This window comes from Bacillus sp. TE8-1 (genome assembly GCF_008368855.1).
GTDB lineage: Bacteria > Bacillota > Bacilli > Bacillales > Bacillaceae_G > Bacillus_A > Bacillus_A cereus.
The window spans coordinates 88741-113426 of the sequence record NZ_QPET01000016.1 but is presented as its reverse complement, the minus strand read 5'-3'; the positions used below and the strand labels follow the sequence as shown (position 1 = coordinate 113426).

Below are 24686 nucleotides of genomic sequence, written 5' to 3'. Positions count from 1 at the left end.
TTTTTTATATTGTTTACATATTTTTTCAACGATATTAGTTTGGATTTTTTTGTCTTCTTTACATAAAAGCGAGGCTTTTACAAAACATAACCAAGAAATCATTTCCGTAATTAAGGAGGGAAAATTATGCGCCAAAAAGCTATTTTTAAAATAGCAGTTTTACTTGCGTTCATAGGACTGTCTTTAATGGTCAGTAGTATACAACTAAAGAATGTAGAAGCTTTTTCTAATCAAGTTATTCAAAGAGGAGCATCTGGCGAAGATGTCATTGAACTGCAATCTCGTTTGAAATATAACGGGTTTTATACGGGAAAAGTGGATGGTGTTTTCGGATGGGGTACATATTGGGCACTTCGGAATTTTCAAGAGAAATTCGGATTACCCGTTGATGGTTTAGCTGGAGCTAAAACGAAGCAAATGCTCGTGAAGGCAACGAAGTATGACAAGTCAACTGCTAATAAAGGGACGACAACAAATAAAGGAAATAGCGGCGGAACTGCACAAGAGAATAAACCACCTCAAAATAAAGGGACAAATGTTCCGAACGGTTATTCTCAAAATGATATTCAGCTTATGGCAAACGCAGTATACGGAGAATCACGCGGTGAACCATATTTAGGACAAGTTGCAGTAGCTGCCGTTATTTTGAATCGTGTTACAAGTGCGTCATTCCCAAATACTGTTTCAGGTGTAATCTTTGAACCTAGAGCATTTACAGCGGTAGCCGATGGACAAATATATTTAACGCCAAATGAAACAGCAAAAAAAGCAGTTTTAGATGCGATTAACGGATGGGATCCAACAGGAAATGCTTTATATTATTTCAATCCAGATACTGCGACTAGTAAATGGATTTGGACTCGTCCACAAATTAAAAAAATCGGTAAACATATTTTCTGTAAATAGAGCGGAGGTGGGACAATGTTACGAGGTATTATCATTGTATTATTAACAGTCGGTGTAGTAGGAACAGGCTATTGGGGCTATAAAGAGCACCAAGAGAAAAATGCAGTTTTAATTCGAGCGGAAAATAGCTATCAACGTGCATTCCATGATTTAGCATACGAAGTCGATTTATTACACGATAAAATTGGCACAACACTTGCGATGAATTCACGATCATCTTTATCACCTGCATTAGCGGATGTATGGCGTTTAACATCTGAAGCTCGCTCGGATGTAGGGCAACTTCCTTTAACATTAATGCCATTTAATAAAACGGAAGAATTTTTAGCGAATATCGGTGATTTTAGTTACCGTGCAGCCATTCGTGATTTAGAAAAAGAACCGTTAAATGAGCAAGAATATAAAACGTTGCAAACTTTATATTCAAATGCAGGAAATATACAAGATGAACTAAGAAAAGTACAACATCTTGTTTTGAAAAATAATTTACGCTGGATGGATGTAGAAATGGCACTTGCATCAAATCGCGATCCAGCAGATAACACAATTATTGATGGATTGAAAACTGTAGAGAAAAACGTAACATCATATTCTTCTACAAACTTCGGACCGACCTTTACAAGTGCGCAAAAAAATAAAAAAGGTGGATTTGAAGCGGAAGGAAAGGCAATTTCTAAAGATGAAGCGGCGAAAATTGCCAAATCGTTTTTGAATTTAAAAGGAAATGAAAAAGTAGATGTTGAGAAAAGCGGAAAAGGTGCGAAAGAATCCTTCTATAGTGTGAAAATTAAAGATGAAGCAACGAACAATGAGTTCTATATGGATATTACCGGAAAAGGCGGATATCCAATTTGGGTTATGAATAACCGCGAAATTAAAGAACAGAAAGTTAGTTTAAACGATGCAGGTAGTAAAGGTTTGAAATTTTTAAAGGACCATAAGTTTAATAATATGGAGCTTTATGATAGCTCTCAATATGATAATGTTGGTGTATTTACGTATGTAGTAAATGAAAATGGAGTACGAATTTATCCAGAAGCAATCCAAATGAAAATTGCTTTAGATGATGGTTCTATCGTTGGGTTCTCCGCAAAAGAATACTTAGCGTCACATCAAAAGCGAACAGTTCCATCGGCAAAGCTAACTGCAGCAGAAGCAAGAAAGAAAATCAATCCGGATGTAAAAGTTATGGAAGAACGTAAAGCTTTAGTAGTCAATGATTTGCATAATGAAGTACTTTGCTATGAATTTGTAGGCACTTTAGGAAAAGATACGTACCAAATATTCATTAATGCTAATAGCGGGGCCGAGGAAAAGGTAAAGAAAATGCAAGCTGTTGAAAAAATTTATGATTAAACCTTAATAGTGAAGTGGTGAAAATAATGAAAACTCTAATATATATATTGATGCTTTGTTTCGTTATAACTGGATGCAGTATTGGAAAAAAAGACAATCCAAACGAAAAGCCGGAACAAAAAAATGTTTCAATGAAAAATGTTAATTATACGAATAAATCAAATAAGCCAAATGAAAAAGCAGCAGATCATTTAGCATCTTTAGCAGCAAGTGTGCCAGGTGTGAATGATGCAACAGCGGTCGTTGTTGGAAAATATGCTATTGTAGGTATTGATGTAAAAGCAAAACTTGATCGAACTCGAGTTGAATCAATTAAATACTCTGTTGCAGAAAGTTTAAAAAATGACCCTGACGGTGCTAATGCAGTCGTTGTAGCAGATGTTGATACGTATGAACGCCTCAAACAAATCGGAAAGCAAATTAAAAAAGGAAAAACAGGTGAAGGTATACTAGATGAATTAGCCGCTATTGTGGGCCGAGTAATGCCACAAGTTCCAAATGATATGATAGAAAATAGAGAAACGAATCCAATTAAAGATAATGATAAACAATTACCAAAAGATGAAGAACAAGAGTTAAGAAAAGAACAGGATGATCAATCAAATAATCATTTGAATAAATGAAATTAGCCTCGTACTTAATTGTACGAGGTTTTTAAATATAATATTAAATATTCAGTTTATTTTTAAGGGAATATATGGTTTAATTATCATGGGAGGGACAACTGTTATGATGAAAAAAAGCGCATGTATATTGTTTAGTTTATGCTTAGGTTTCAGTATGACAGCGTGTGAACAGAGAAAAGAAGTGAAAAACCAAACAGCAACTTCTTCTACTGTGATGGAAAGGCAACAGAAAGAGTCTATCAATATAAATCATTTCTCGAGTATAAATGAAGGAATGACTTATACAGAAGTGAAAGATTTAATTGGTTTTGAAGGAGATTTACTTATAGAAGAAGGGGTAGAGCATTCTACACAAATTAAACAAATTTTTGCTTGGAAAGGGAACGATCCAAATTCATTTGTTGAAATTACCTTTTTAGATGGAAGAGTGCATTCAAAAGCACAGCAAGGTATAAGTTAATAAGCTAAAAAATGGGAGAGTTTAGCATGAACATACACACAGGGGAAATTCAATTAGCTCCGTATAAGGAGAAATATAAAGAAGTTATACAAACATTTACTTTACCAAGTGAACAAGTTCAGTTTACATCAGATCCAAGCGCATTACTGGAGAAAGCAAAAAGTGATCATACAAAAAATGTGATTGTTATTTTAGATCACAATGGGGTACCGGTGGGTCTTTTCGCATTGGAAACGGGAGATAGAGTAAAGGAGTTCACAGATAATGAGGATGCTTTACTTTTAACGTCATTTTCTATTAATCACAATAGACAAAGAAAAGGATTCGCTAAAAAGTCATTGTTATTATTAGAAGAGTTTGTAAAACGTTATTTTCCAATAAAAAATGAAGTTATACTTGCTGTGAATGAAAGAAATATTCCTGCACAAAATTTATATGCAAAAGTTGGTTTCCAAGATAAAGGTTTTAGAAGAATGGGACCAATTGGCCAACAAATAATAATGCATTTACCTATAATAAAATAATGAGATAGAAAACTTACTCTTGAATATTCAAGTAGTAGGTTTTTTTATTTTAACAATATATAATATATGTATATAAAATGAAACAGGAATGAAGGATATAAAAAATGAATCAAGATAGAAAATGGAATATCGTTGGAGGAAGAGTGATTAAAACTGGGATTGCAGTTTTTCTTACAGTGTTAGTTTGTGATTTTTTTAACATCCCAACTATTTTTGCTGTAATAACAGCAATTGTTACAATTGAACCAACTGCAACAGACTCAATAAAAAAAGGACTTATTCGCTTTCCGGCCTCAACAATTGGATCGGCATATGCCATGACTTTCACATTTTTCCTAGGCCACCAAGCAATTTCTTATGCATTAGCTGCAATGTTTACGATCGTTACATGTCAAAAACTAAGTTTACATGCGGGAACTTTAGTCGCAACTTTAACTGCCGTAGCAATGATTCCAATTACGGCAAATCATTATTTTACTGCATTTTTAATTCGTTTAGCTACTACATCTACTGGTATTATAGTATCTACTTTAGTGAATTTTTTCATTTTTCCACCCCACTACACGAAAATGATTTTTGGATGTACAGAGGATCTATTTGCTAAAACAGCAAATATTATGGAAGAATGGATTACTGCATTAGTTGCAGGAAAAGGTATGAAAAAGGAGACTGCTCAGGATTTATCTAAATTGACTTTATTATTGCATAAGGCGATACAATTTGTTCAATATGAGCAGAAAGATTGGAAATATCATCAACATACAAAGAAGGAAATGAGAAGCTTTTTAACGATGCAGAAGCAACTTCATATATTACAGCAAATCATTTACCATATAGATAATTTAGCTCGGGTATCAATTGAGACTTGTGACTGGTCACAAAGTGAAAGAGAAATATTACAACGAACAATTCATTCTATAATTGCTATATTGAGAAACCGTTGTAATGAAATTGATGAGGAACATTTCAAACTTATTGCTGAATTAGACAAGCAATTTTGGAGTTATAAAAATGATTTAAAAGATTATAAACCAAATCATTATCATCACCATTTTTCAAGTGAATCTATTATTTTATTTGAGGTATTATCTATTCATGATATGTTAGAAGAATTAAAACAAATATCCGAGAAATATGAGTGGGAAAACCGATTCAATCGATAAGTTCATTTTACTGTGGGGGGGATAATATGACACTTTATATTGCATTACTAAGAGGAATCAATGTCGGTGGCCATAAAGTAATCAAAATGGCTGATTTAAAACGAGTGTTTGAATCAATAGGGTTAAAACAAGTGAAAACATATATACAAAGTGGTAATATTGTGTTCGAATCTGAGGAAGGTATAAACTTTCTAAAGGACCGAATACAATCTGAAATAAAAAAAGAATTTGATTTCGATGTTCCAGTCATGCTAAGAACACATGATGAATTTATAAATATTATTAAACAATGTCCATATGAAGTTCATTCATTGTTAGAAGGAGAAAGTGTTCATATTGCTTTTTTAGCTAATGTACTTTCTGAAGAAGAGAGTAGTCAATTGCTTACATTTAAAAGTGAACTTGAAGATTGCTATATAGATGAGAAGGTCGTTTATTTATTTTTCAAAAATAGCATTCGAAATTCTAAATTAATGAACCAGTTTCAGAAGTCACATACACCAGCTACAGTTAGGAATTGGCGGACTGTGAATAAATTAAAAGCAATTGTAGAGAGTATGTAAATATAAAAAGATGAGGTTTTCTACATGTAGAAAACCTCATCTTTTTACTTATATTGTTTTGCAACTATGAGTTCGACAATAGGATAAATAAAGAATGAAGAGCAAATTGCGATGAACAGGGGGAGGTTTTTTACTCCATCTAAATTAGCCCCCATAGAAAATCCTTCGGAGAAGATTAATAAAAGGAACATTACAACTACAAGCACAAAATACGCAATTTTAAAGCTTTTATATGTAATTTGTTGTCCCATCTCATCTTGACTTTCTTCTGACACACCGTGGGGATCTCCCCAAGTAATGTGATTAATTAAATTACTAAGTATTAACGAAATAGCAAAAATCGTACCACCTAAAATAGAACCTTCAGTTATGTATTTATATGTGCCATGTACTAGTATTGCAATTAATGCTAAAACAATGATTATAAAAATAGTTTTTTTAGTATTCAATAAATAATTGCCCCCTCGATTGTAAAAAACTTTTTACAAATATAAGTATAAAATTGGAAAAGTATCATGTCAAATACTTTTTACACGAAATATGTAAGTATGCAATATTTTGGTTTTATGATAAATAAAAAATTACAATACATTTGAATGTAAAAGAATGGGCTCGCATATATTTGGAAGGGATGTCAGATTAATTTAGGGGGTAGTTATGTCTATACTTTTAAAAGCTGGTGCAGATGCAGGAAACAACGGTTTGAAGTTAATGGTGAAAGGGCAAGACCCTATTTTTATTCCGAGTATTTATTCTTTATATATAGGTGAGCCTACAGGACTCTTAGATGAGGTAGATGTTTCATTATCTGAATTAGAAAACCACATTGATGTGACTATAAGTTCGCCATCGTTAATGCTAAATAATGTACGATACATCGTTGGAGAAAAAGTTATTCAAGATCAATTAAAAGGTACTGAGGTAGAGAAGAAATCGAATAAGTCAACGGATGAGTTAATGGTTATTACAATACTATCAGGTTTGGCGGTAAGCGCTATGCGTCAAAGTCCAACTTCTAGCCATATTAATATTCGTTATGATTTATCTGTCGCTCTTCCTATGCAGCTTATTACACAAGAAATAGCTGCTGAAAATGCAAAACGTTATATGGGAAATCATAAGGTTATTTTCCATTATCCGAACGGACGCGATGTGACAATTAATGTTTCAATTGAGTATTGTAAATGCCTGCCTGAGGGCGCTTCTGGTACGTGGGGCATTGTATACGATGAAGAAGGAAATGTTGTGAAACATAAAATAGAATGTGAGCAAAATCAAGTTTCTGAAATTGATTTTGTAGATAAAACTCTACTCTCTTTTGATATTGGTGCAGGGACGACAGAAGAAGTCGTTTCATTAGGGGTGAATTTCCGTCCGCAACTAAGTAAAGGTTTATCTTATGGTGTAAAAGAGACGTTACTACAAATCATTACGAGATGGAACCGGAAGTATCCAACTAAAACGATTGATAGTATTACAGAATTCAATCAAATTTATTTAAATGATAAGCATCCGAGAAATACCTTATTAGTTGAGGAATCACAGCCAGCGCTATTAGGTTTAGCAGCACGTGTTGCAACAGATATTATAAATAAAATTGATGATATGAAAGACGATCCATACGTGTTTATTTATGGCGGGGGTGCAGTAATTATTAAAAACAGTTTAAAAATGATTTTAAAGCAAAAAGGACGACTCAAAAATGTAATCTTTGTAGATAATCCGTTATTTACAAATGCACGAGGATTATTAGTCTATACTTGTTCGCCAAAATATAGAGAGCATAAGCAAAAAGAGTTAGGATTTACAAACTTAACGATAAGTTAGTTGGTGGAAGTATGCGATCTAGGCGATATAAACGTGGTGATCGAGTAAAAATCAATATTCATAAATCGGTATCACCTGAAATGCTTGCGTGGCTGAATAAACAATCAAATCCAACTAATTTCTTCTTTTTTGCTGCGCAGCAACTATTTAAACAAGTTGGAGATATTGACGTTTCAAAAGCTTTACCAAGCAGCCATGTTTTCTCATTATATGTGGAGCCTTCATCCTTATTAAAAGTCGAAGTAAACCCTTTTAAAAACATGACACTAGACACAAATACATCCACCGAAAATGCAAAAAAAAAATTATGGGAATCTGTTGATCAATTAGATTGTCCATTTTTTTAAACATAGAAAAATATAAAAAGTCCCCATCACTATACATACGAATACAGTGATGGGTTTTTGTTTGTAACTAGAAGGGGGCACAATTTGTGCCCCCTTCCATTAGTTATTTATCTAAATTTTAGATGTATGTTTAGAAACAGCGTTAATTATGCTTTCCCAGTCATCTGGATGGTTTTCATGGCCTGCCCCTTTAAGGGTTAATAGTACTGAGTTTGGAATTTCATCAATTAGTGCGAGGCCATGTTCAAATGGTAGTGCTGTATCGTCTGTTCCGTGAATAACTAATGTAGGTGCTTGTATCGATTGAAGTACACCTTCATATGCATCATCACCTTGAAGTAAAGCGTGATTAAACATACTTAATAAATTGTTTGCGCGTTCTATTTCTTGTTTTACTTGTTTATAAACTCTATTTTCATCAAATATTCGTTCTGATCCACATAATAGACGAGATCCTGAAACTAAATACTCTGCCACATCATTTTTATTTGCCCAATCTATACTTGTGCCATTAACATGATGTGTTAAAATCCTTTCATCCATTGGAGGTAAATCGCGAGTATTGTCATCAGATCCTATTACACTAGTCGCTAGTAAAGTCAGCGTCAAAATTCTTTCGGGATGTTTTACAGCAGCAATTTGAGCAATCATACCACCTAATGACATACCAAATAGGTGAGCTTTATCAATATGATAAGCGTCTAATACTCCGATTGCATCTTCAGCCATATCTGTTACTGAATAATTTGAAGTGCCAGGTTCATATGTAACAGAGCGTCCAACATCGCGATTATCAAAGCGAATAACAAATTTTCCTGTGTTCGCCAACTGTTCACAAAATTCTTCATCCCAATATATCATTGAACAAGTAGCTCCCATAATTAATAAAATAGCGGGATCATTAGAGTTACCGAAGCTTTCTGTACATATATCAATACCGTTTATTTTAAATATCTTTTCACTCATAAAGTTAGCCCCATTTCTTTTGAATTTAATTAATAATACAGTTTTGAATCATTCTAAGATGTGTGTAAGATTCTTTTTGAAATTCATCCCGCTATTTGCCGGGCAGTAAGAGCCCGATTGGTGAGGAATGATTAAAGTTTCACTTTATAATGCTTTTTGCATAATTACCCCCAAAAATAAGTATATGGTAATTCAAGGCAAAAAATTTTGAGAAATAATTGTATGTTATTAAAATAAACAGCAAGGAGGAGAGGAAATGAAAGCAATTGTTATTGATCAATATGGTAGTGTTGAAGAATTAAAAGAAAGACAAGTTTTAAAATCGGTTGTTAAGAATAACGAAAAAGCTCAACAATAAATAGTATCCCATACTATACATTTTCGGGTATTATTTATTGTTGGCTAATGTGATATTGCTTCTAACAAATACTTTTTCGTATTGTATCATGTAATTTCTCTAATCCAATTTCCATATCTTTCTCGTTTAACATTGAATAGCTAATTCTTAATTGGTTATCATTTGTTTCGTAGTTTAATAGACAAGCTGTTCCTGGTAAAAAAGAGACATCTACTTCATTTGCTTTTTGTAATAAGGTAAAGGGATCTATCGAATCAGGTAGTGTCACCCATAAATTAAAACCTCCATTTGGTATTTCAAAGTGTAGTTCTTTTAATGGCGATAATATATCAATTGTTAAATCACGTCTCATTTGTAAAGCTGTACGTAATTTTTCTAAATGGTTTTTCATACGTTCTGCACGTAAAAACGGTAGAAGTGCCTTTTGTGTTAATAAAGGACTACCGATATCCATTGAACCTTTTACTGCATATAGCCATTCAAAAATAGGACCATCGGCAATAAGTGCTGCAATACGCAGTCCTGGTGCTAACGTTTTACTAAATCCTTTTATATATATTACGTGGCCATCCTTATCAAAACTTTTGATTGGGGGCGGGATTATAGCATCCTCAAAATATATTTCTCCGAAAGAATCATCTTCAATAATAAAAAATTGATATAGCTCCGATAGTTCTATAAGTTCCATTCTTCGTTCTTTACTCATTACTGTACCTGTCGGATTCTGGAAGGTGGGATTCGTATACAATAAAACGGGATTTTTACTTTGACAAATATCATCAATTAAGTCGGAGCGAACTCCATGATTATCAAGAGAAACGGGAATGATTTGAACACCTTTATTGATGAAAATATCAAGCGCAGCACTGTAACATGGACTTTCTACCAATACAATATCTCCAGGTTTTAATAATGTTTGAGCAATTAAATCAATTCCTTGTTGTGCGCCGCTTGTAATTAATAATTGAGATGGGTCTGTCACTAATTTCTGGTGTTCATGTAAGTAATTTGCTATTTCAACTCGCAATTCATAATCGCCTTGAACTGGCCCATAAGTTGCTAACAACATCGGATTTTTATCCAGCAATTTATGCATTTCATCTGCCAAAAATGGATTTGGTAACAGACGAGGATACAGAATTGCTTGTGAAAAATTATAATATTTACGGTGCTTATTCATTGCATATTGAGAACGCATAACATTAATCGTTTTCGTTTGTTGCCATTTATACGGAATTGGTTTGAAATCTTTCTTTACCCGTTTATATATGTAAGCACCTTTTCCTTGTTCGATGCGTATATACCCTTTCGTTTCTAACTGTTTATACGCTTTACGAACTGTTAATACATTGATTTGTAAATCTGTGGCCATACAACGTAAAGAAGGAAGAGATTCACCATGTGAAAGCATACCACTTTGTATTCTGTCAACAATTTGCATATATATTTGCTTGTAATACGGTATGTTTGTTTCTTTACGCAATACAATTTTCATAGGTTCACCTATTTTTCTTTTTAACTTAATTAAAGCGAAAAATATATAGGGAATCAACTACAACTTGAAGTAACTGTTATATGTACCGATACACTGTTATACACCATAGCCTCTATACTCATTCTAAGAGTAAAAAGGAGGAAGCAAAATGGTCATTTTTAATTACATTTTAGTATGTATTATTTTCGGGACAACATTTTTAACGATAAAAATTGGAATTGAAGCAGGGGCGCCACCGTTGTTTTCAGCAGGAATTCGCTTCTTTTTAGCGGGCATAATCCTTATGATTATTTTTAAATTAAAGCGAAAAGAAATTATGCCACATATATTTTCAAAACGCATTATGTATGCTGGATTTTGTTTAACATTTATGACATTCGCAAGTTTATATTGGTCAGAACAATATATTTCTTCGGGATTAGCTGCTGTTCTTTCTGCTACGGGACCAATGATGATTTTATTAATACAAGCAAAGAGGAATAGGGAGAAATTACAAAAGGAACAACTCGTTGCTTTAGTTATTGCACTAATAGGTGTTATATTTGTTTCTTTACCAGGAATGCATCAACAAGTAAGTTTCATATGGAGTATTGCTTGTATTGTTTTAGTTATAGGGGAGTTATTTTACGGAATAGGCTCTATTCGTTCGAAAGAAATACTGTCAGATTTATCAAATGTATCACCATTTCTTATTAACGGTATTCAAATGTTTTATGGAGGGATTTTACTACTAATCGCATCTATTATTGTAGAACAACCAAATGTAACCGTATTAACTTCATGGAGTGTGCAATGGCCTATTTTATATCTCATATTTATCGGATCGATTGGTGGACACGGATTATATTACTGGCTCTTATCAAAAACAAATCCAGTATTTCCATCGACGTGGTTATATGTATCACCATTAATTGCAATAATTGTGGGATATATCATTTTAGGAGAACCTTTAAATCCTACAATGGGAATGGGGGCTTGTCTTATATTGATTGGTGTATTTTTGGCCAATCGTTCAACACTACGGACTTATTTCAAAAAAGGGCGGTTATTAGAGAAGGAGATGTAGTTTAATAAAGCAATAGCCCTGTATATTACAGGACTGATAAAATCAAAAACACAGTTGGAAAAATAACCAACTGTGTTTTTGATAATTAATTCACTTTTTTAATAAAGCCTTTATAATGACGTTTTACAAGCTGGCTTTCTAACGTCTTCATAGTTTCTAGTGCTACACCGACAATGATAAGTAAGCTTGTACCACCAATTTGAGCAGAAGGTGGTAACGTAGCAATTTTCGTGAATACGAGCGGTAATATAGAAATAGCACCTAAGAAAATTGCACCGATAAATGTTAAACGGTATAGAATTTTAGTTACATATTGTTCAGTTGCTTTACCAGGACGAATACCAGGAACATATCCATTTTGCTTTTTCAAATTCTCAGCCATTTGTTCAGGATTTACTTGAATAAATGCGTAGAAGTATGTGAAAGCAACAATAAGACCGACATAAAGTGTCATTCCAATTGGATGTGCGAAATCAAGATTTGCAACTAACCATTTTGATACGCTTGAATCAGGGAAGAGCTGCGCAATTGTACGCGGCGTCATTAAAAATGCAGAAGCAAAGATAACTGGTATAACACCAGCACTATTTACTTTAAGCGGTAAATGAGTGTTTTTTGCTCCTTGATATTGATTGTTTCCTGAAACAGCTTTTGCATATTGGATCGGTATTTTACGTACAGCTTGTTGAATGTAAATAACACCAACAACTATCGCTAAAATTACGAGTCCAATTAAAACAATTTTTATTATGTGCATAAATAGCTGATCGCCAGCATTTTGGAATTGTTGTAAATAAATTTGATTTGCAACATTTGGAATGGCGGCAACGAGACCTGCGAAGATAATCATCGAAATACCATTACCAACTCCGTTAGCGGTAATTTGTTCGCCTAACCAAAGTAAAAATGCAGTACCTGCAGTTAAAACTGTCGCAATAAATAAGTATGTAGTCCAGCTTTGATCTGTTATTAATTGTCCACCTGCTATATTATTAAAGCCATACGACATTCCGATGGCCTGTATGAATGCGAGAATGATTGTAAAGTATCGAGTGAATTGAGCTGATTTCTTACGGCCCATTTCTCCTTGCTTTGCCCATTCCGAAAATTTAGGTATAACATCCATTTGTAGTAACTGTACTATGATGGAAGCTGTAATATATGGTGTAATACCTACAGCAAAGATTGAGAAGTGTTGCAATGCTCCTCCGCCAAATACGTTTAACATACCTAGAACGTTAGCTTGATCTTGTACTTTTAATACCTCTGCGTTAGTATGAGGAACTGGAATAAACGTGCCAATTCGAAAAACGATTAACATCGCTAGTGTAAAAAGGATTTTCCTTCTTATCTCAGCTACTCTCATGAAATTTGAAATCGTACGAAACATTATGTCGCCTCCTATATTTTTATCAGTAAAAAACTGATTATTATACCCTATGAAGTAACCACAAACCTCCTTCCGCACTAAATTCATTTGACAAATGGATTTTCATACACTTTGTAGTTTTCACGGATATAAAAATATAAGGTGTTATATAAGCGACCTATACACTTCACGTAATCATTCAATACCCATAATATATCGAATAAATTAACAAATGTACATACATACGCATTAAAAATGAATAAATAGGGTCATTTTTTACATTTATTTAATGATAAATTGATAGGACATTATTATTCAAGATTGTTATACATGTTATAAAAATAAAGGTGAGCCATTATGATTTATAACTAATATTCATTCAAATGTGTCAGCTAATAGTGTCTCCCAATCTTTCAAGGACAATTTGTCATTTATATGTTTTAGTGCGTTAGGTACAAAAATATGACAAATAAGTTCTAAGCTATTACCATCTGGATCAATAAAATAAACAGATGCATTACCTTGATGTGGACGGACAAATGGTTCAATAGATTCATTACTCCCAAACGGAACAGCTTTAATTTGAAGTGAGTGTAACCAATGTAATGATTCTTTTAAATCCTCATAGGAAACTCTAAATGCAATATGACGTAAAGAAGGATGATATTTTGTTTCGTATTCAGAGCCCGCCCATAATCCTAGCCAACTTTTCCCATCCTCAATCCAAAAGAATGCTGTTGATTCATCGCTCCAGGCTAACTTCAGCCCTAGTTCTTCATAAAATTCGATAGATTGTTGTAAATTACTCACTGGTAAATGCGCTTCGTATATTCCTTTAATCAATTAAAATCCTCCACCTTTTTATTTTCTTACAATTAATATATCGATTTAAAAAGAATTTAAAATCAAATAAAAGTATGAAAGTACATACTACTTTAGTAGTAATAGTAATAGTAATAGTAATCAATTATATTTCAATTCAAATTCATCTCCCGCTGATTAAAGTTTCACTTTATATGATTAGAGAATTCTTTTTATTTAAGAAGGAATAAATGTTAAAGAAAGCTAATTAAACAGTGTACATATTTATAGGGGAGAAGATATAAATGAAAGTTGTTATAAAAAAATTACCACCATTAGAAGTAGCGTATATAAGACGAACTGGTAGCTACTTTGAACCGCAAGATCACTGGGGAAAGTTACTGAATTGGTCAATTGAAAATAAACTGTATCCACCAGAGCAATCATTTATCGGAATATCATTGGATAATCCTGAACTTGTTGCAAGTCATAAGTGCCGGCATGATGCATGTATTACGATTCCTGAAAACTTCGATAAAGAAAAGTATCATACTGTGCAATTTAAAAGATTAGATGGAGGTACATATGGTCTATGCCAGTTCTATGATGAACCTCATAAATTAAGTGAAGCGTATCAATACATGTATGCAGAGTGGCTACCAAATAGTGAGTATGATGCAGATTATGATAGAGATAATTTAGAGTTTTGCTTAAATAATGTTACTGAAGATCTAGAAGGAAAGTTAAAGGTTGATTTATTTGTGCCAATTAAAAATATATATAAAACAAATAACTTCATTTGTGGTTTTAAAATGAAATTGGAATAGTAGTGAAAGAAAATCTTTTTTCGAAGATAATATTTCTAGCGTAGAAATTTAAGTATGTAGGCTGCAATGAAAGGAGAATCCACATGGATACAATTGTAAATGACAAGTTTTATGAAACGAGAAATCAATTAGTTGAGGAAATTACTTTGTTGAGTAATGCTCAATTTAATAGGAAACCAGATAAGGATAAATGGAGTATTGCACAAGTTTGTCATCATTTAGTTTTATTAGATGAGAGAGTGATAACAGTTATTTCGTCAGGATTAAAAAAGTTAGATAGTACCCAAAATGAGCGTAAAGAAATTCACACTATTTTATTAGATAGAACGAAAAAGTTTATAGCTCCAGAAATGATTGAACCAAGTATAGAACTATTTGAAGTGCAGCAAATGCTCAATATGCTAAACGAATCAAGAAAAGAATTGATGCGTTTCCTGAGTACAATAGAAGATGAGTCTGTATTAGCGAAAAAATCAGTGATGCATCCAGCTCTTGGAGAATTGCCCCTTGATCAGTGGATAGAACTGATCTATTTGCATGAACAGCGTCATATGTTACAAATCAAAGAGATAAAATTGCTTTGTGAAATTGAAAAGTAAAAATTATTCCCTATTTATTATCGATACGTATTATAAACAGGGAAAACGGTTGATTCTTATTGATTCAGAAGAAACCAAAAATAGAATGAAATTAGTTGAAAGTAACCAATAAGCTTAAGAAAATATGAAACTATCCGATTTTCTGTATAAGTGTAACCCCCGTCTTAAATGAAGAGCGGGGTTATTTTTTTGAAAGTGTTTTTATTTAGAAGGAGATAAATCAGTAACGAAATTCAAAAAATTAATCATCATAACATATTGTATATGCCCGTTTTAATAAATTGAAATGATGATTTTTATGATGATAAATGATATGTCCTTATTTTGAAAGTACACTTCACACTCTTAAGAAAGGGGTATTCTGTCAGGAAATGATAAAATACAATTCTGTTAGAGGATGTATGCAATTTATTCTCTTTATTTTTGCAACAGAACCACCTTCAAAATTATCTTTTGTAGTTGAAGTTTCCTGAATAATAAGTTACATTTTTAAAGTTCAAGCAACTTTATGAAATTACAAAAAGGGGAGAAATATTATTATTATGCAAAAAATGAAATGGAAGAACTTTGTATGTTACTTTGTAATTCTATTACTGCTTGGAACAGCAGTAATAGTCAAACCACCTATCTCTAAGGCTGAGGAATCTGAAGTTAATATCACATTGTTAGGTACTGCAGATATTCATGGTAGATTTATGCCTTGGGATTATGCGCTTGATGGAGCAAATATGAGTGGAAGTTTGACACAGCTTTATACGGTTATAAAGAAGGTCCGTCAAGAAAATCCAAATACCATATTAGTAGATGCCGGGGATACAATTCAAGGAAACTCAGTAGAATTATTCAACGATAAGCCACAATCGCCAATGATGGTAGCGATGAATACAATGGGATATGACGCCTGGGCATTTGGAAATCATGAATTCAACTTTGGATTAGATACATTGAAAAAAGTTAGTGAGCAATATAAGGGGAAAACGTTAGCAGGAAATATTTATAAGGAAAATGGAGAGCGCTTTCTTCCTGCATATACAATTGTAGAAAAAGGTGGAATTAAAGTTGGGATTATTGGTATGAATACACCAATGATTAGTGATTTTGAAAAAGGGACAGATCACTTAAATGGTTTAGTGGTGAAAAATCCGGTAGAAGAGACGAAAAAGGCAATTAAGGAATTAGAAGGTAAAGTAGATGTAATGGTAGGAGTTATGCATATGGGATTAGAAAATGAGAATGGTATCCCTGGTACTGGTGTTCAAGATATTGCAAATGCTTGTCCGGAACTAAGCGCTATTTTTGCGGCTCACATGCATAAACTTGTAAAAAAAGAAGTTGTAAATGGCGTAATTATTACAGAACCAGATAAATATGGAACACATATTTCACGTATTGACCTTACTTTTACAAAGCAAGATGGGAAGTTGGCTTTAAAAAATAAAACTGCTACCGCTATACCTGTAAAAAATGCTGATGGAACAACGATATTATCTGATCCTACACTTGAAGAAACATTAACACCTTTTCACGAATATGCGAGAGGAGATGCAAATGTTGTAGTGGCTCAATTAAAGGGTAGAAATCTTGTTCCTGAAAATGAAATAAAGGGTATTCCAAGTGTTCAGATTCAAGAAACACCTTTATCAGATTTCTTTCATGAAGTCATGCTCTACTACAGTAAAGCAGATGTAGTAGCCCATCAAATTGATAATGATTATGCCCGTTTAGATATAGGTCCTATTAAGAAAAAAGATATTGCGTACAATTATCAATATGCCTTGGGAGAAATTACAGTATATAAGATTTCTGGAAAAGATTTAAAAGACTATATGGAATGGGCAGCAGGATATTTTAACTCATCTCGTGCCGGAGATGTAACCGTTAGCTTTGATAAAACCCGCCGTGCCTCTAAATACAGTACGAACGATTTCTTTGGAGGCGTAAAATACGAAATTGACTTAACAAAACCATATGGAAGTAGAATTACAAATTTACGCTCTATTCGTACAAACAAACCAATCAAAATGAGCGATGCTATGACGCTGGGAATGAATGCATATAGAATGGAGGCTCTTCAGGCAAAAGGAGGAGCTTTAGAGGGGCGTAAGTTTGAACAAATTTGGTCATCTAAACAAGAGAATGCATTTGGAGAAACAGGTGGGACCATTCGTAACCTTGCTATTACATATTTAAAAGAGGTAAAGAACGGTGTATACACGCCAAAAGTTATGCGTAATTGGAAAATTACTGGTGTAGATTTACATTCTTCAGAGCATAAGGCGGTAGTTGATCTTGTGAATAAAGGGATTTTAGAAATTCCAAAAACAGAAGACGGAAAATACACAAATATAGCATCTATAAATACGAAAGACTCAATTTCAAAAGAAGAGATTATATTACTCTCACAAAAAGCAAATATTAATCCAAATCAGTTTAATCATGTAAAGACAAAAGGTGAATTTTACAAAAAACTTAGTAGGATTACTAAAAAAATATAAATTATAAAATTTCTTATAGTAATTGTTATTTTAATAGCATGAAACCCACTCTTAAAATAGTTAAGAGTGGGTTTTTATGTTGTTATTTAGATATAAGTATACTTTTATTAGAATGAATATAGATAATTAATAACTAACCAATTGGATGAGCGTCTTAGGGAGCTCTTTTTTATTGAAATTAATGCATTTATATGAGTTGTTCTTTAATTGTAGCATCATCCTTAATTTATGTAATTTTGCATAATGTTACATAAATTGTGTATTTTCTCTTTTTTTAGACATTAATAGACAGTATACTTTGTACAAGCTTTCTATTTCAAAAATTATACGAGGTGAAATAATGAAAAACAAAAAGACATTAACTAAGGTAGCATTAACAACAGGATTAGCTTTAACAGCTGTGGCACCATATGGGGTAGGTCATGCAGAGGAAACAGATCAACTACAAGTTCAAATTCAGGAGGAATCGTTCCGTTCGGGTGAACTTACACAGCCGTCACAAAAGGCACCAGAAAATGTAGTAAAGGATGCACTTAAGGAGAAAACAGAACAAGCTCTGTCCCAAAAACAAGTCAATGGAGAAGCAGGAGTAGATTATAAAGTCCTTCAAAAACGTGGTTCGTATGATGGAACTACACTTGTGCGTATGCAGCAAACATACGAAGGAAAAGAAGTATATGGACATCAATTAACTGCACACGTAGATAATAAGGGTGTTATTAAAAGTGTTTCAGGCGATAGCGCGCAAAATTTAAAACAAGAAGAATTGAAAAAAACTATTAATCTATCAAAAGATGAAGCAAAACAATATATTTATACGAAATACGGGAACGATATCAAGTTTATTTCTGAGCCAGAAGTTAAAGAGGTTATTTTTGTTGATGAAAATAATGGACAAGCTAGCAATGCATACCAAGTTACCTTCGAAGCTGCAACACCAAACTATGTTTCTGGTACTTATTTAGTAAATGCACAAAATGGTGATATGTTAAAAAATATGGTAAAAGAATCTAACTTAAAAGCAAGTGAAAAACTAGTTGGAGCCTTAAAGAAAAGTAAACAAAGCAGCCTTACATCATTAACGGGAACAGGAAAAGATGATTTAGGTATTAATCGTTCATTTGGTATCTCTAAACAAAGTAATGGCAAATATGCTCTTGCTGATTATACAAGAGGGCAAGGCATTGAAACATATGATGTGAATTACAGAGATATTACTAAAGAAGAAAGCTATTATCCTGGTACATTAGCGACAAGTACTTCGGCAACATTTAACGATCCAAAAGCAGTAAGTGCTCATTACTTAGCAACAAAAGTATTTGATTTTTATAAAGATAAATACAAGCGTAATAGCTTTGATAATAAGGGACAAAAGGTAGTTTCAGTTGTACACGCTTGGGATTCTGAAGAGACGAATGATCCGAAAAATTGGCAGAATGCATTAAGTGCTAATAATGGAAGTATGCTTGTATATGGCGATCCTATTGTTAAAGCATATGACGTAGCTGGACATGAATTTACACATGCTGTTACTTCTAGCGAATCTAATCTTGAATATTACGGGGAATCCGGTGCGATTAATGAGGCGCTATCTGATATTATGGGAACATCTATTGAGAAATACGTAAATAATGGAAACTTTAACTGGACAATGGGAGAACAAACGGGATCTGTTTTCCGTGATATGGAAAACCCAGCTTCTGTGCCATCTTCACTTGGAGTGCCTTATCCAGATGATTACAGTGAATTTAACGATTTTAATGGATGGGATCAAGGCGGTGTTCATTTTAATTCAAGTATTATTAATAAAGTTGCGTATCTGATTGCAAAAGGCGGAACTCATAACGGAGTAACTGTTAAAGGAATTGGTGAAGATAAAATGTTTGATATTTTCTATTATGCAAATACAGATGAGTTAAACATGACTTCTAATTTCAAAGAATTGAGATCAGCATGTATTCGAGTGGCAACTAATAAATATGGTGCGAATACAGCTGAAGTTCAAGCAGTTCAAAAAGCATTTGATGCAGCAAAAATTAAGTAATTTAGAAATATAGTTATCATTCATATATTAATACATTATGAAAAACAGCTAATGTCATTTTAAGGATATTAGCTGTTTTTTACGTAGCAATGTATTATTGAAAATAAACTGACTAAGCAATAATGAGGCACTTTACCTGTAAGAAGTTGTGACAAATAAATAAGGTTTAAAATATATAAAAACAGAAAATTAATAATATATTGACCTCTTGATAGAAAGTCTATAAAATGAAAGCGATAACAAACGATTGCTTTAAAATGATTTCCCTGATCTTTTAGCATTTACAAACATATGAAGGCATAAACAAATCTATTTTTTTAAGTACTAATGCAAACGTTTTCGTATTAAAAGGTCATTGAAATACATACGTGAAAATAGCCAATATGGAGGTGAAGTAAAAGAGATTTCTAGATTAATTTAAGCAGTGTTATGTAGTGAAAGCATAATAAATCGTTAGTAATATTTGAAGAAAGGGTGTATGTGGTGCAAATTATAAAAAGATTAATTAACAAAACAGTTTTATTACTTACTTTAATCGTTATGTTATCATCTGTTTTCTCCTTTCAGAGTGTGAAGGCAGTTTCAAATTCGAAAACAACTGAAATTATCATTCATTACAAAGAAAAGCTTGGAAATACAAAAGACTGGAATCTTTGGTTATGGGGAGAAAATGCAAATGGTACATCTTATGAATTTACTGGTGAAGATGAATTTGGAAAATACGCTAAGATAAAAATAGACGGTGACTATAATCGTGTAGGATTTATAGTTCGAACAAATGAATGGGAAAAAGATGGTGGGGATCGTTGGATTGAAAATATAAAGGACGGTCGTGCTGAAGTATGGATTCTTTCGGGTGATGAAAAAGTATATAATTCTAAGCCATCATCGGATCTCTCAATTCAAAAAGCAACTATTGATAGTTTCCATGAAATTACTGTAACGACTAATGTCCCGTTTCATATTAAGGAAAAGAAAATTGAAATTGAAGGCATTAAAATTAAGAATATTACTCCTTATGATATAAACAGTGGAGATATTACTAATAAGGTCAAAATAATTACGGAACAGAAAATTGATTTAAAACAAACATACAAAGTTAAAATAGAAAACTTAGCTGATACGAATACTGAAATTGGTAAAGTCATTCGTAGCGAAGAATTTGATAATTTATTTTATTATGGTGGTAACGATTTAGGAAATACATATACTCCGCAACATACAAAGTTTCGTTTATGGGCTCCTACTGCAAGCGAAGCGAAGTTAGTTACATATAAAAACTGGAACGATAAAATAGGTGCTGAAATAAACATGCAACAAGGTGAAAAGGGAACTTGGACAGCAGAACTAAAGGGGAACCAAAAAGGGCTCTTTTATACGTATAAGGTCAAAATTGGTGATAAGTGGACTGAAGCGGTTGATCCATATGTGCGTGCTGCTTCTGTAAATGGGGATAAAGGTGCAGTCGTTAATTTAGAAGAAACAAATCCGAAAAAATGGAAAGCAAACAAAAAGCCAAAATTTAAAAATCCGGAAGATGCTATTATTTATGAGTTACATGTACGCGATCTTTCCATTCAATCTGAAAGTGGTATTAAACAGAAAGGGAAGTATTTAGGTGTAACAGAAAAAGGAACAAAAGGGCCAGAAGGTGTAAAAACAGGACTTGATCATATAAAGGATCTTGGTGTTACTCACGTTCAGTTTTTACCGATATTTGATTATGCTTCTGTAAATGAAGAGACTTTAAATGAACCGCAATATAACTGGGGATATGATCCTAAAAATTTCAATGTTCCAGAAGGCTCCTATTCTACAAATCCTTATGAGCCGACTGTGCGAATAACTGAATTAAAGCAAATGGTTCAAACACTACATGATAATAATCTTCGAGTGGTGATGGATGTAGTATATAACCATATGTATAACGCTGCTGAATCTAATTTCCATAAGTTAGTTCCAGGTTATTATTATCGTTACAATGAAGATGGAACATTTGCAAATGGAACTGGAGTAGGAAATGATACTGCTTCAGAAAGAAAAATGATGAGGAAATTTATGATAGATTCCGTCACATATTGGGCAAAAGAATACAATTTAGATGGATTCCGTTTTGATTTAATGGGTATTCATGATTATGAAACGATGAATGAAATACGTAAAGCTGTTAATCAAATTGACCCTTCTATTATACTACACGGAGAAGGATGGGATTTAAATACACCTCTTGCAGCTGAGCTGAAAGCAAATCAAAAAAATGCAGAGAAAATGAAAGGGATTGCTCATTTTAACGATAATATACGTGATGGGTTAAAAGGTAGTGTATTTGAGGAAAAAGAAAATGGTTTTATAAATGGAAAGGAAAACATGGAAGATCGTATTAAAAAAGGTATTACGGCAGGTATTGACTACGATACAAATTCGTCTACCTATCAAGATCCAGAGCAGGTGCTAACTTATGTGGAAGCACATGACAATCATACATTATGGGATAAACTTGAGTTAACTAATCCAGGTGACAGCGATGAAGTGCGAACACAAATGCACAAATTGTCTTCTTCGATTTTATTAACATCACAAGGAATTCCATTTTTACATGCAGGGCAAGAGTTTATGCGGACGAAATACGGTGATCATAATAGTTACAAATCTCCAGACTCAATTAACCAGATGGATTGGCTGCGCCGTGCAACGTTTAATAATGAAGTAGATTATATGAAGGGTTTAATAGAATTACGCAAAAAGTACTCAGCTTTTCGAATGACATCTGCAGAGCAAATAAAAACACACGTATCATTTATTGATGCTCCAAAAAATACTGTAGCTTATATAATAGAGGGGAATAAACATGAATACTTTACAGTGGCTCACAATGCAAATAGAGAAGCTGTTGAAATAACACTTCCATCGAAAGGGCCTTGGAAAGTACTAGTAGATGGCAAGCAGGCGGGAAGTAAACTACTTTATGTTGTCCATGACAATAAAATTAAAGTTCCTGCATTAAGTTCATTTGTCTTAAAAACAGAGAAACCGATTAAATAAAAGCGAAGAATGTGGAAATAAATACTGCATTGAGCAAATTTAACAAGGATTGCAAATGAAAAAAGCGAAGTGAAGATTATTCTCACTTCGCTTTTAAAGTTAATGTAATATAATTTCACATACTGTAATTATATTACAATTTAATAAAAGAAATAAGCAATAGATTATTTCTTTTATGACAGTAGGAGGAGAAGATATCTTTGAGTTTATTTATAAAATTACCTGAAATACATTCGTAATTCATATAATGTTTATTATATATTCGAACATATAACGAACTAGATGTTCGAGTTGTATTAACTCCTACAAATCGTTTAAAAATAACAAAGGCGTAAAAAGTATATGGAATTAAAATAGAGAAAAGACACCATTCAAGGTGTCTTTTCTCTATTTTGAATATGAAATGTAAGTAACTCGATTGTATGTAATAGTATGTGATATTTTCACACTAACTGATTAAGAAAAATTTAAAACTCTTTTCTTAATCTATTTGTAATAAATTACATCATAAAATTTTATCGATATAATAAATAAAACTTTCTCAACATTATTTGATTTAATAACTATATTCAACCGCTCTCCAATCCATTACAATAATTTCACATTGGAAATACATGAATATTCTCAATGTTACAAATGGTTTATACCTTATAGGATTACTATGGGAAAGGATGTGAAATATCCAAAAAGAAATCATTTTTTATGATGAAATAAAAAATTTTAATGAAGAAAAAGTTATTTCATTATTTTCAAGTTTCGTTAAAGTGCATGTATTTATAATCACTATGAGACAAGGAGCAGAATCCGAAAAAATTTTTGTAAATTAGAAAATTGCATTTCAAAAATAAGTTAAATGTTTATGGAGGGTTATATGAGCGAGAAAATTTATTACTGGTCTCCGATTAAGCATTGGGAGAAGTTGCATAATGAAGTTTTGATAGGGGAAATGAGATTTACAGGTATTCTGTCTGAGTGGTTTCCAGATTTTTATTTTATGGCTCAAAAAGGTGTGAAAATTAGTGAACTAGTAGAGCGCTTTTCGTTAGGAAATGTAGAAGAGACACAAAAAAACATAGAGCTCATGATAAAAAATCGTGTGTTAGTAAGTAATATATTACACCCAAGAGAAGTATTTTCTTCACAAGAAAAGATTTTTTCAAATCCATATAGCAACCAGATTCGCTTTTCTAAAGAAAAGTTAGATAAGTATATGAGTAAACAATTAAATCGCACGCACGTTGCTGCACGGTCGACCGAAATTCAACTTGAAACAACAAATGAGCTACCTACTATAATCAAGGAACGTAGGTCTTGTCGTCAATTTGATATGGAAAAACATATTAGTTTTTCGGAATTTTCCCGATTCTTATCAACTCTAAAACAGGTTAGGGAAGAAAAAATATACTATCATTACGCAAGTGCAGGCGGGCTCTATCCCATTGATATCTTTGTTTATGTAAAACCAAAACGTATAGAGGATATGAAAGCTGGATTTTATTATTATAACCCATCAAAAAATAGTCTTGTGATTGTAAACAACATTGATCAAGTAATCAAAAGTGATCATGAGTTAATTAATCAGGATTTATTTACTCAATCTGCCTTCTCAGTTTATTTGGTTTATAATGCGAACGCTTCCATCCCGAAATACGGTTCAGATGGATATTTATTTGCTTGTATTGAGTCAGGCATTATCACTGCTACCTTAAATATGGTTGCTGAGACATTAAATTTAGGGGTTTGTTCAGTCGGTCATATGAAATTTGAAGATATTCAGCAATTTTTATGTTTGGATAATCATCAAGTGTTTCTTCATGGGCTTGAAGTTGGCTTGAAAATTAACGAGTAGAAG

Annotated in this window: 21 protein-coding genes; 16 read left to right on the top strand and 5 right to left on the bottom strand. The window is 32.8% G+C overall.

Going from position 1 to position 24686, the window contains the following annotated elements; genetic code table 11:
• Positions 1-126 precede the first annotated feature (126 nt).
• The 7 genes from sleB (at position 127) to DN404_RS17320 (ending at position 5598) form a co-directional block, all read left to right on the top strand.
• Positions 127-906, top strand: coding sequence for a spore cortex-lytic enzyme (gene sleB / locus DN404_RS17350; protein ID WP_001249053.1), 780 nt, complete (start codon positions 127-129; stop codon positions 904-906).
• Between the two features lie 15 nt (positions 907-921).
• Positions 922-2262: a germination protein YpeB gene (gene ypeB / locus DN404_RS17345; protein ID WP_000943727.1), complete on the top strand. Its 1341-nt coding sequence runs from the start codon at positions 922-924 to the stop codon at positions 2260-2262.
• Positions 2263-2288: 26 nt separating this feature from the next.
• Positions 2289-2885, top strand: a complete 597-nt coding sequence (locus DN404_RS17340; RefSeq protein ID WP_000854053.1) for a YhcN/YlaJ family sporulation lipoprotein — start codon at positions 2289-2291, stop codon at positions 2883-2885.
• A gap of 106 nt (positions 2886-2991) precedes the next feature.
• Positions 2992-3348, top strand: a complete 357-nt coding sequence (locus tag DN404_RS17335) for a hypothetical protein (protein WP_000976446.1) — start codon at positions 2992-2994, stop codon at positions 3346-3348.
• A gap of 11 nt (positions 3349-3359) precedes the next feature.
• The gene (locus DN404_RS17330; RefSeq protein WP_149215285.1) at positions 3360-3872 is read left to right on the top strand and encodes a GNAT family N-acetyltransferase; all 513 of its coding nucleotides are present in this window, start codon (positions 3360-3362) and stop codon (positions 3870-3872) included.
• Positions 3873-3976: 104 nt separating this feature from the next.
• Positions 3977-5035, top strand: coding sequence for an aromatic acid exporter family protein (locus tag DN404_RS17325; protein WP_149215284.1), 1059 nt, complete (start codon positions 3977-3979; stop codon positions 5033-5035).
• A gap of 26 nt (positions 5036-5061) precedes the next feature.
• Complete coding sequence (locus tag DN404_RS17320; RefSeq protein ID WP_016122631.1) at positions 5062-5598, top strand: DUF1697 domain-containing protein; 537 nt, start codon at positions 5062-5064, stop codon at positions 5596-5598.
• Between the two features lie 44 nt (positions 5599-5642).
• On the opposite strand, the gene DN404_RS17315 is transcribed toward DN404_RS17320, so the two are convergent.
• Positions 5643-6047, bottom strand: coding sequence for a hypothetical protein (locus DN404_RS17315; protein ID WP_001093141.1), 405 nt, complete (start codon positions 6045-6047; stop codon positions 5643-5645).
• A 208-nt stretch (positions 6048-6255) separates the two neighbouring features.
• Between DN404_RS17315 and DN404_RS17310 the strand changes: the two genes are divergently transcribed.
• Together DN404_RS17310 and DN404_RS17305 are read left to right on the top strand one after the other, a co-directional pair.
• The gene (locus tag DN404_RS17310; protein WP_000025622.1) at positions 6256-7425 is read left to right on the top strand and encodes a ParM/StbA family protein; all 1170 of its coding nucleotides are present in this window, start codon (positions 6256-6258) and stop codon (positions 7423-7425) included.
• 11 nt (positions 7426-7436) lie between these two features.
• Positions 7437-7772, top strand: a complete 336-nt coding sequence (locus DN404_RS17305; protein WP_001257760.1) for a hypothetical protein — start codon at positions 7437-7439, stop codon at positions 7770-7772.
• Between the two features lie 111 nt (positions 7773-7883).
• Here the strand turns inward: DN404_RS17305 and mle are convergent, their stop codons facing one another.
• Positions 7884-8738 (bottom strand): BCA family alpha/beta fold macrolide esterase, encoded by an 855-nt coding sequence (gene mle, locus DN404_RS17300; protein WP_001290782.1) that lies wholly within the window; start codon positions 8736-8738, stop codon positions 7884-7886.
• A gap of 419 nt (positions 8739-9157) precedes the next feature.
• Positions 9158-10591 (bottom strand): MocR-like pyridoxine biosynthesis transcription factor PdxR, encoded by a 1434-nt coding sequence (gene pdxR, locus DN404_RS17295; RefSeq protein ID WP_006922681.1) that lies wholly within the window; start codon positions 10589-10591, stop codon positions 9158-9160.
• Positions 10592-10739: 148 nt separating this feature from the next.
• Here pdxR and DN404_RS17290 point away from each other — a divergent pair, with 148 nt between their 5' ends.
• On the top strand, positions 10740-11657 hold the full coding sequence (locus DN404_RS17290; RefSeq protein WP_000234337.1) for a DMT family transporter: 918 nt from the start codon (positions 10740-10742) through the stop codon (positions 11655-11657).
• An 85-nt stretch (positions 11658-11742) separates the two neighbouring features.
• Here the strand turns inward: DN404_RS17290 and secY are convergent, their stop codons facing one another.
• The gene (gene secY, locus DN404_RS17285; RefSeq protein WP_000490135.1) at positions 11743-13047 is read right to left on the bottom strand and encodes a preprotein translocase subunit SecY; all 1305 of its coding nucleotides are present in this window, start codon (positions 13045-13047) and stop codon (positions 11743-11745) included.
• Positions 13048-13401: 354 nt separating this feature from the next.
• On the bottom strand, positions 13402-13869 hold the full coding sequence (locus DN404_RS17280; RefSeq protein ID WP_149215283.1) for a VOC family protein: 468 nt from the start codon (positions 13867-13869) through the stop codon (positions 13402-13404).
• 263 nt (positions 13870-14132) lie between these two features.
• Here DN404_RS17280 and DN404_RS17270 point away from each other — a divergent pair, with 263 nt between their 5' ends.
• From DN404_RS17270 to DN404_RS17245, 6 genes are all read left to right on the top strand, one after another.
• Positions 14133-14654: an AraC family transcriptional regulator gene (locus DN404_RS17270; RefSeq protein WP_149215282.1), complete on the top strand. Its 522-nt coding sequence runs from the start codon at positions 14133-14135 to the stop codon at positions 14652-14654.
• Positions 14655-14737: 83 nt separating this feature from the next.
• Positions 14738-15253: a DinB family protein gene (locus DN404_RS17265; RefSeq protein WP_149215281.1), complete on the top strand. Its 516-nt coding sequence runs from the start codon at positions 14738-14740 to the stop codon at positions 15251-15253.
• A 542-nt stretch (positions 15254-15795) separates the two neighbouring features.
• On the top strand, positions 15796-17748 hold the full coding sequence (locus DN404_RS17260; RefSeq protein ID WP_001171052.1) for a bifunctional metallophosphatase/5'-nucleotidase: 1953 nt from the start codon (positions 15796-15798) through the stop codon (positions 17746-17748).
• A 340-nt stretch (positions 17749-18088) separates the two neighbouring features.
• Positions 18089-19792 (top strand): M4 family metallopeptidase, encoded by a 1704-nt coding sequence (locus DN404_RS17255; RefSeq protein ID WP_000791448.1) that lies wholly within the window; start codon positions 18089-18091, stop codon positions 19790-19792.
• 483 nt (positions 19793-20275) lie between these two features.
• Positions 20276-22834: a type I pullulanase gene (gene pulA / locus DN404_RS17250; protein ID WP_044306440.1), complete on the top strand. Its 2559-nt coding sequence runs from the start codon at positions 20276-20278 to the stop codon at positions 22832-22834.
• 871 nt (positions 22835-23705) lie between these two features.
• Positions 23706-24683 (top strand): SagB/ThcOx family dehydrogenase, encoded by a 978-nt coding sequence (locus tag DN404_RS17245; protein WP_016122625.1) that lies wholly within the window; start codon positions 23706-23708, stop codon positions 24681-24683.
• Positions 24684-24686: the final 3 nt, after the last annotated feature.

Bases quoted from the DNA above. Each gene is read 5' to 3' on its own strand.
- DN404_RS17265 (WP_149215281.1), top strand. From the start codon at position 14,738: ATGGATACAATTGTAAATGACAAGTTTTATGAAACGAGAAATCAATTA.
- DN404_RS17330 (WP_149215285.1), top strand. From the start codon at position 3,360: ATGGGAGAGTTTAGCATGAACATACACACAGGGGAAATTCAATTAGCT.
- pdxR (WP_006922681.1), bottom strand. From the start codon at position 10,591: ATGAAAATTGTATTGCGTAAAGAAACAAACATACCGTATTACAAGCAA.
- DN404_RS17340 (WP_000854053.1), top strand. From the start codon at position 2,289: ATGAAAACTCTAATATATATATTGATGCTTTGTTTCGTTATAACTGGA.
- DN404_RS17310 (WP_000025622.1), top strand. From the start codon at position 6,256: ATGTCTATACTTTTAAAAGCTGGTGCAGATGCAGGAAACAACGGTTTG.
- ypeB (WP_000943727.1), top strand. From the start codon at position 922: ATGTTACGAGGTATTATCATTGTATTATTAACAGTCGGTGTAGTAGGA.
- DN404_RS17325 (WP_149215284.1), top strand. From the start codon at position 3,977: ATGAATCAAGATAGAAAATGGAATATCGTTGGAGGAAGAGTGATTAAA.
- sleB (WP_001249053.1), top strand. From the start codon at position 127: ATGCGCCAAAAAGCTATTTTTAAAATAGCAGTTTTACTTGCGTTCATA.
- DN404_RS17290 (WP_000234337.1), top strand. From the start codon at position 10,740: ATGGTCATTTTTAATTACATTTTAGTATGTATTATTTTCGGGACAACA.
- DN404_RS17260 (WP_001171052.1), top strand. From the start codon at position 15,796: ATGCAAAAAATGAAATGGAAGAACTTTGTATGTTACTTTGTAATTCTA.
- DN404_RS17305 (WP_001257760.1), top strand. From the start codon at position 7,437: ATGCGATCTAGGCGATATAAACGTGGTGATCGAGTAAAAATCAATATT.
- DN404_RS17320 (WP_016122631.1), top strand. From the start codon at position 5,062: ATGACACTTTATATTGCATTACTAAGAGGAATCAATGTCGGTGGCCAT.
- mle (WP_001290782.1), bottom strand. From the start codon at position 8,738: ATGAGTGAAAAGATATTTAAAATAAACGGTATTGATATATGTACAGAA.
- secY (WP_000490135.1), bottom strand. From the start codon at position 13,047: ATGTTTCGTACGATTTCAAATTTCATGAGAGTAGCTGAGATAAGAAGG.
- DN404_RS17270 (WP_149215282.1), top strand. From the start codon at position 14,133: ATGAAAGTTGTTATAAAAAAATTACCACCATTAGAAGTAGCGTATATA.
- DN404_RS17255 (WP_000791448.1), top strand. From the start codon at position 18,089: ATGAAAAACAAAAAGACATTAACTAAGGTAGCATTAACAACAGGATTA.
- DN404_RS17335 (WP_000976446.1), top strand. From the start codon at position 2,992: ATGATGAAAAAAAGCGCATGTATATTGTTTAGTTTATGCTTAGGTTTC.
- DN404_RS17245 (WP_016122625.1), top strand. From the start codon at position 23,706: ATGAGCGAGAAAATTTATTACTGGTCTCCGATTAAGCATTGGGAGAAG.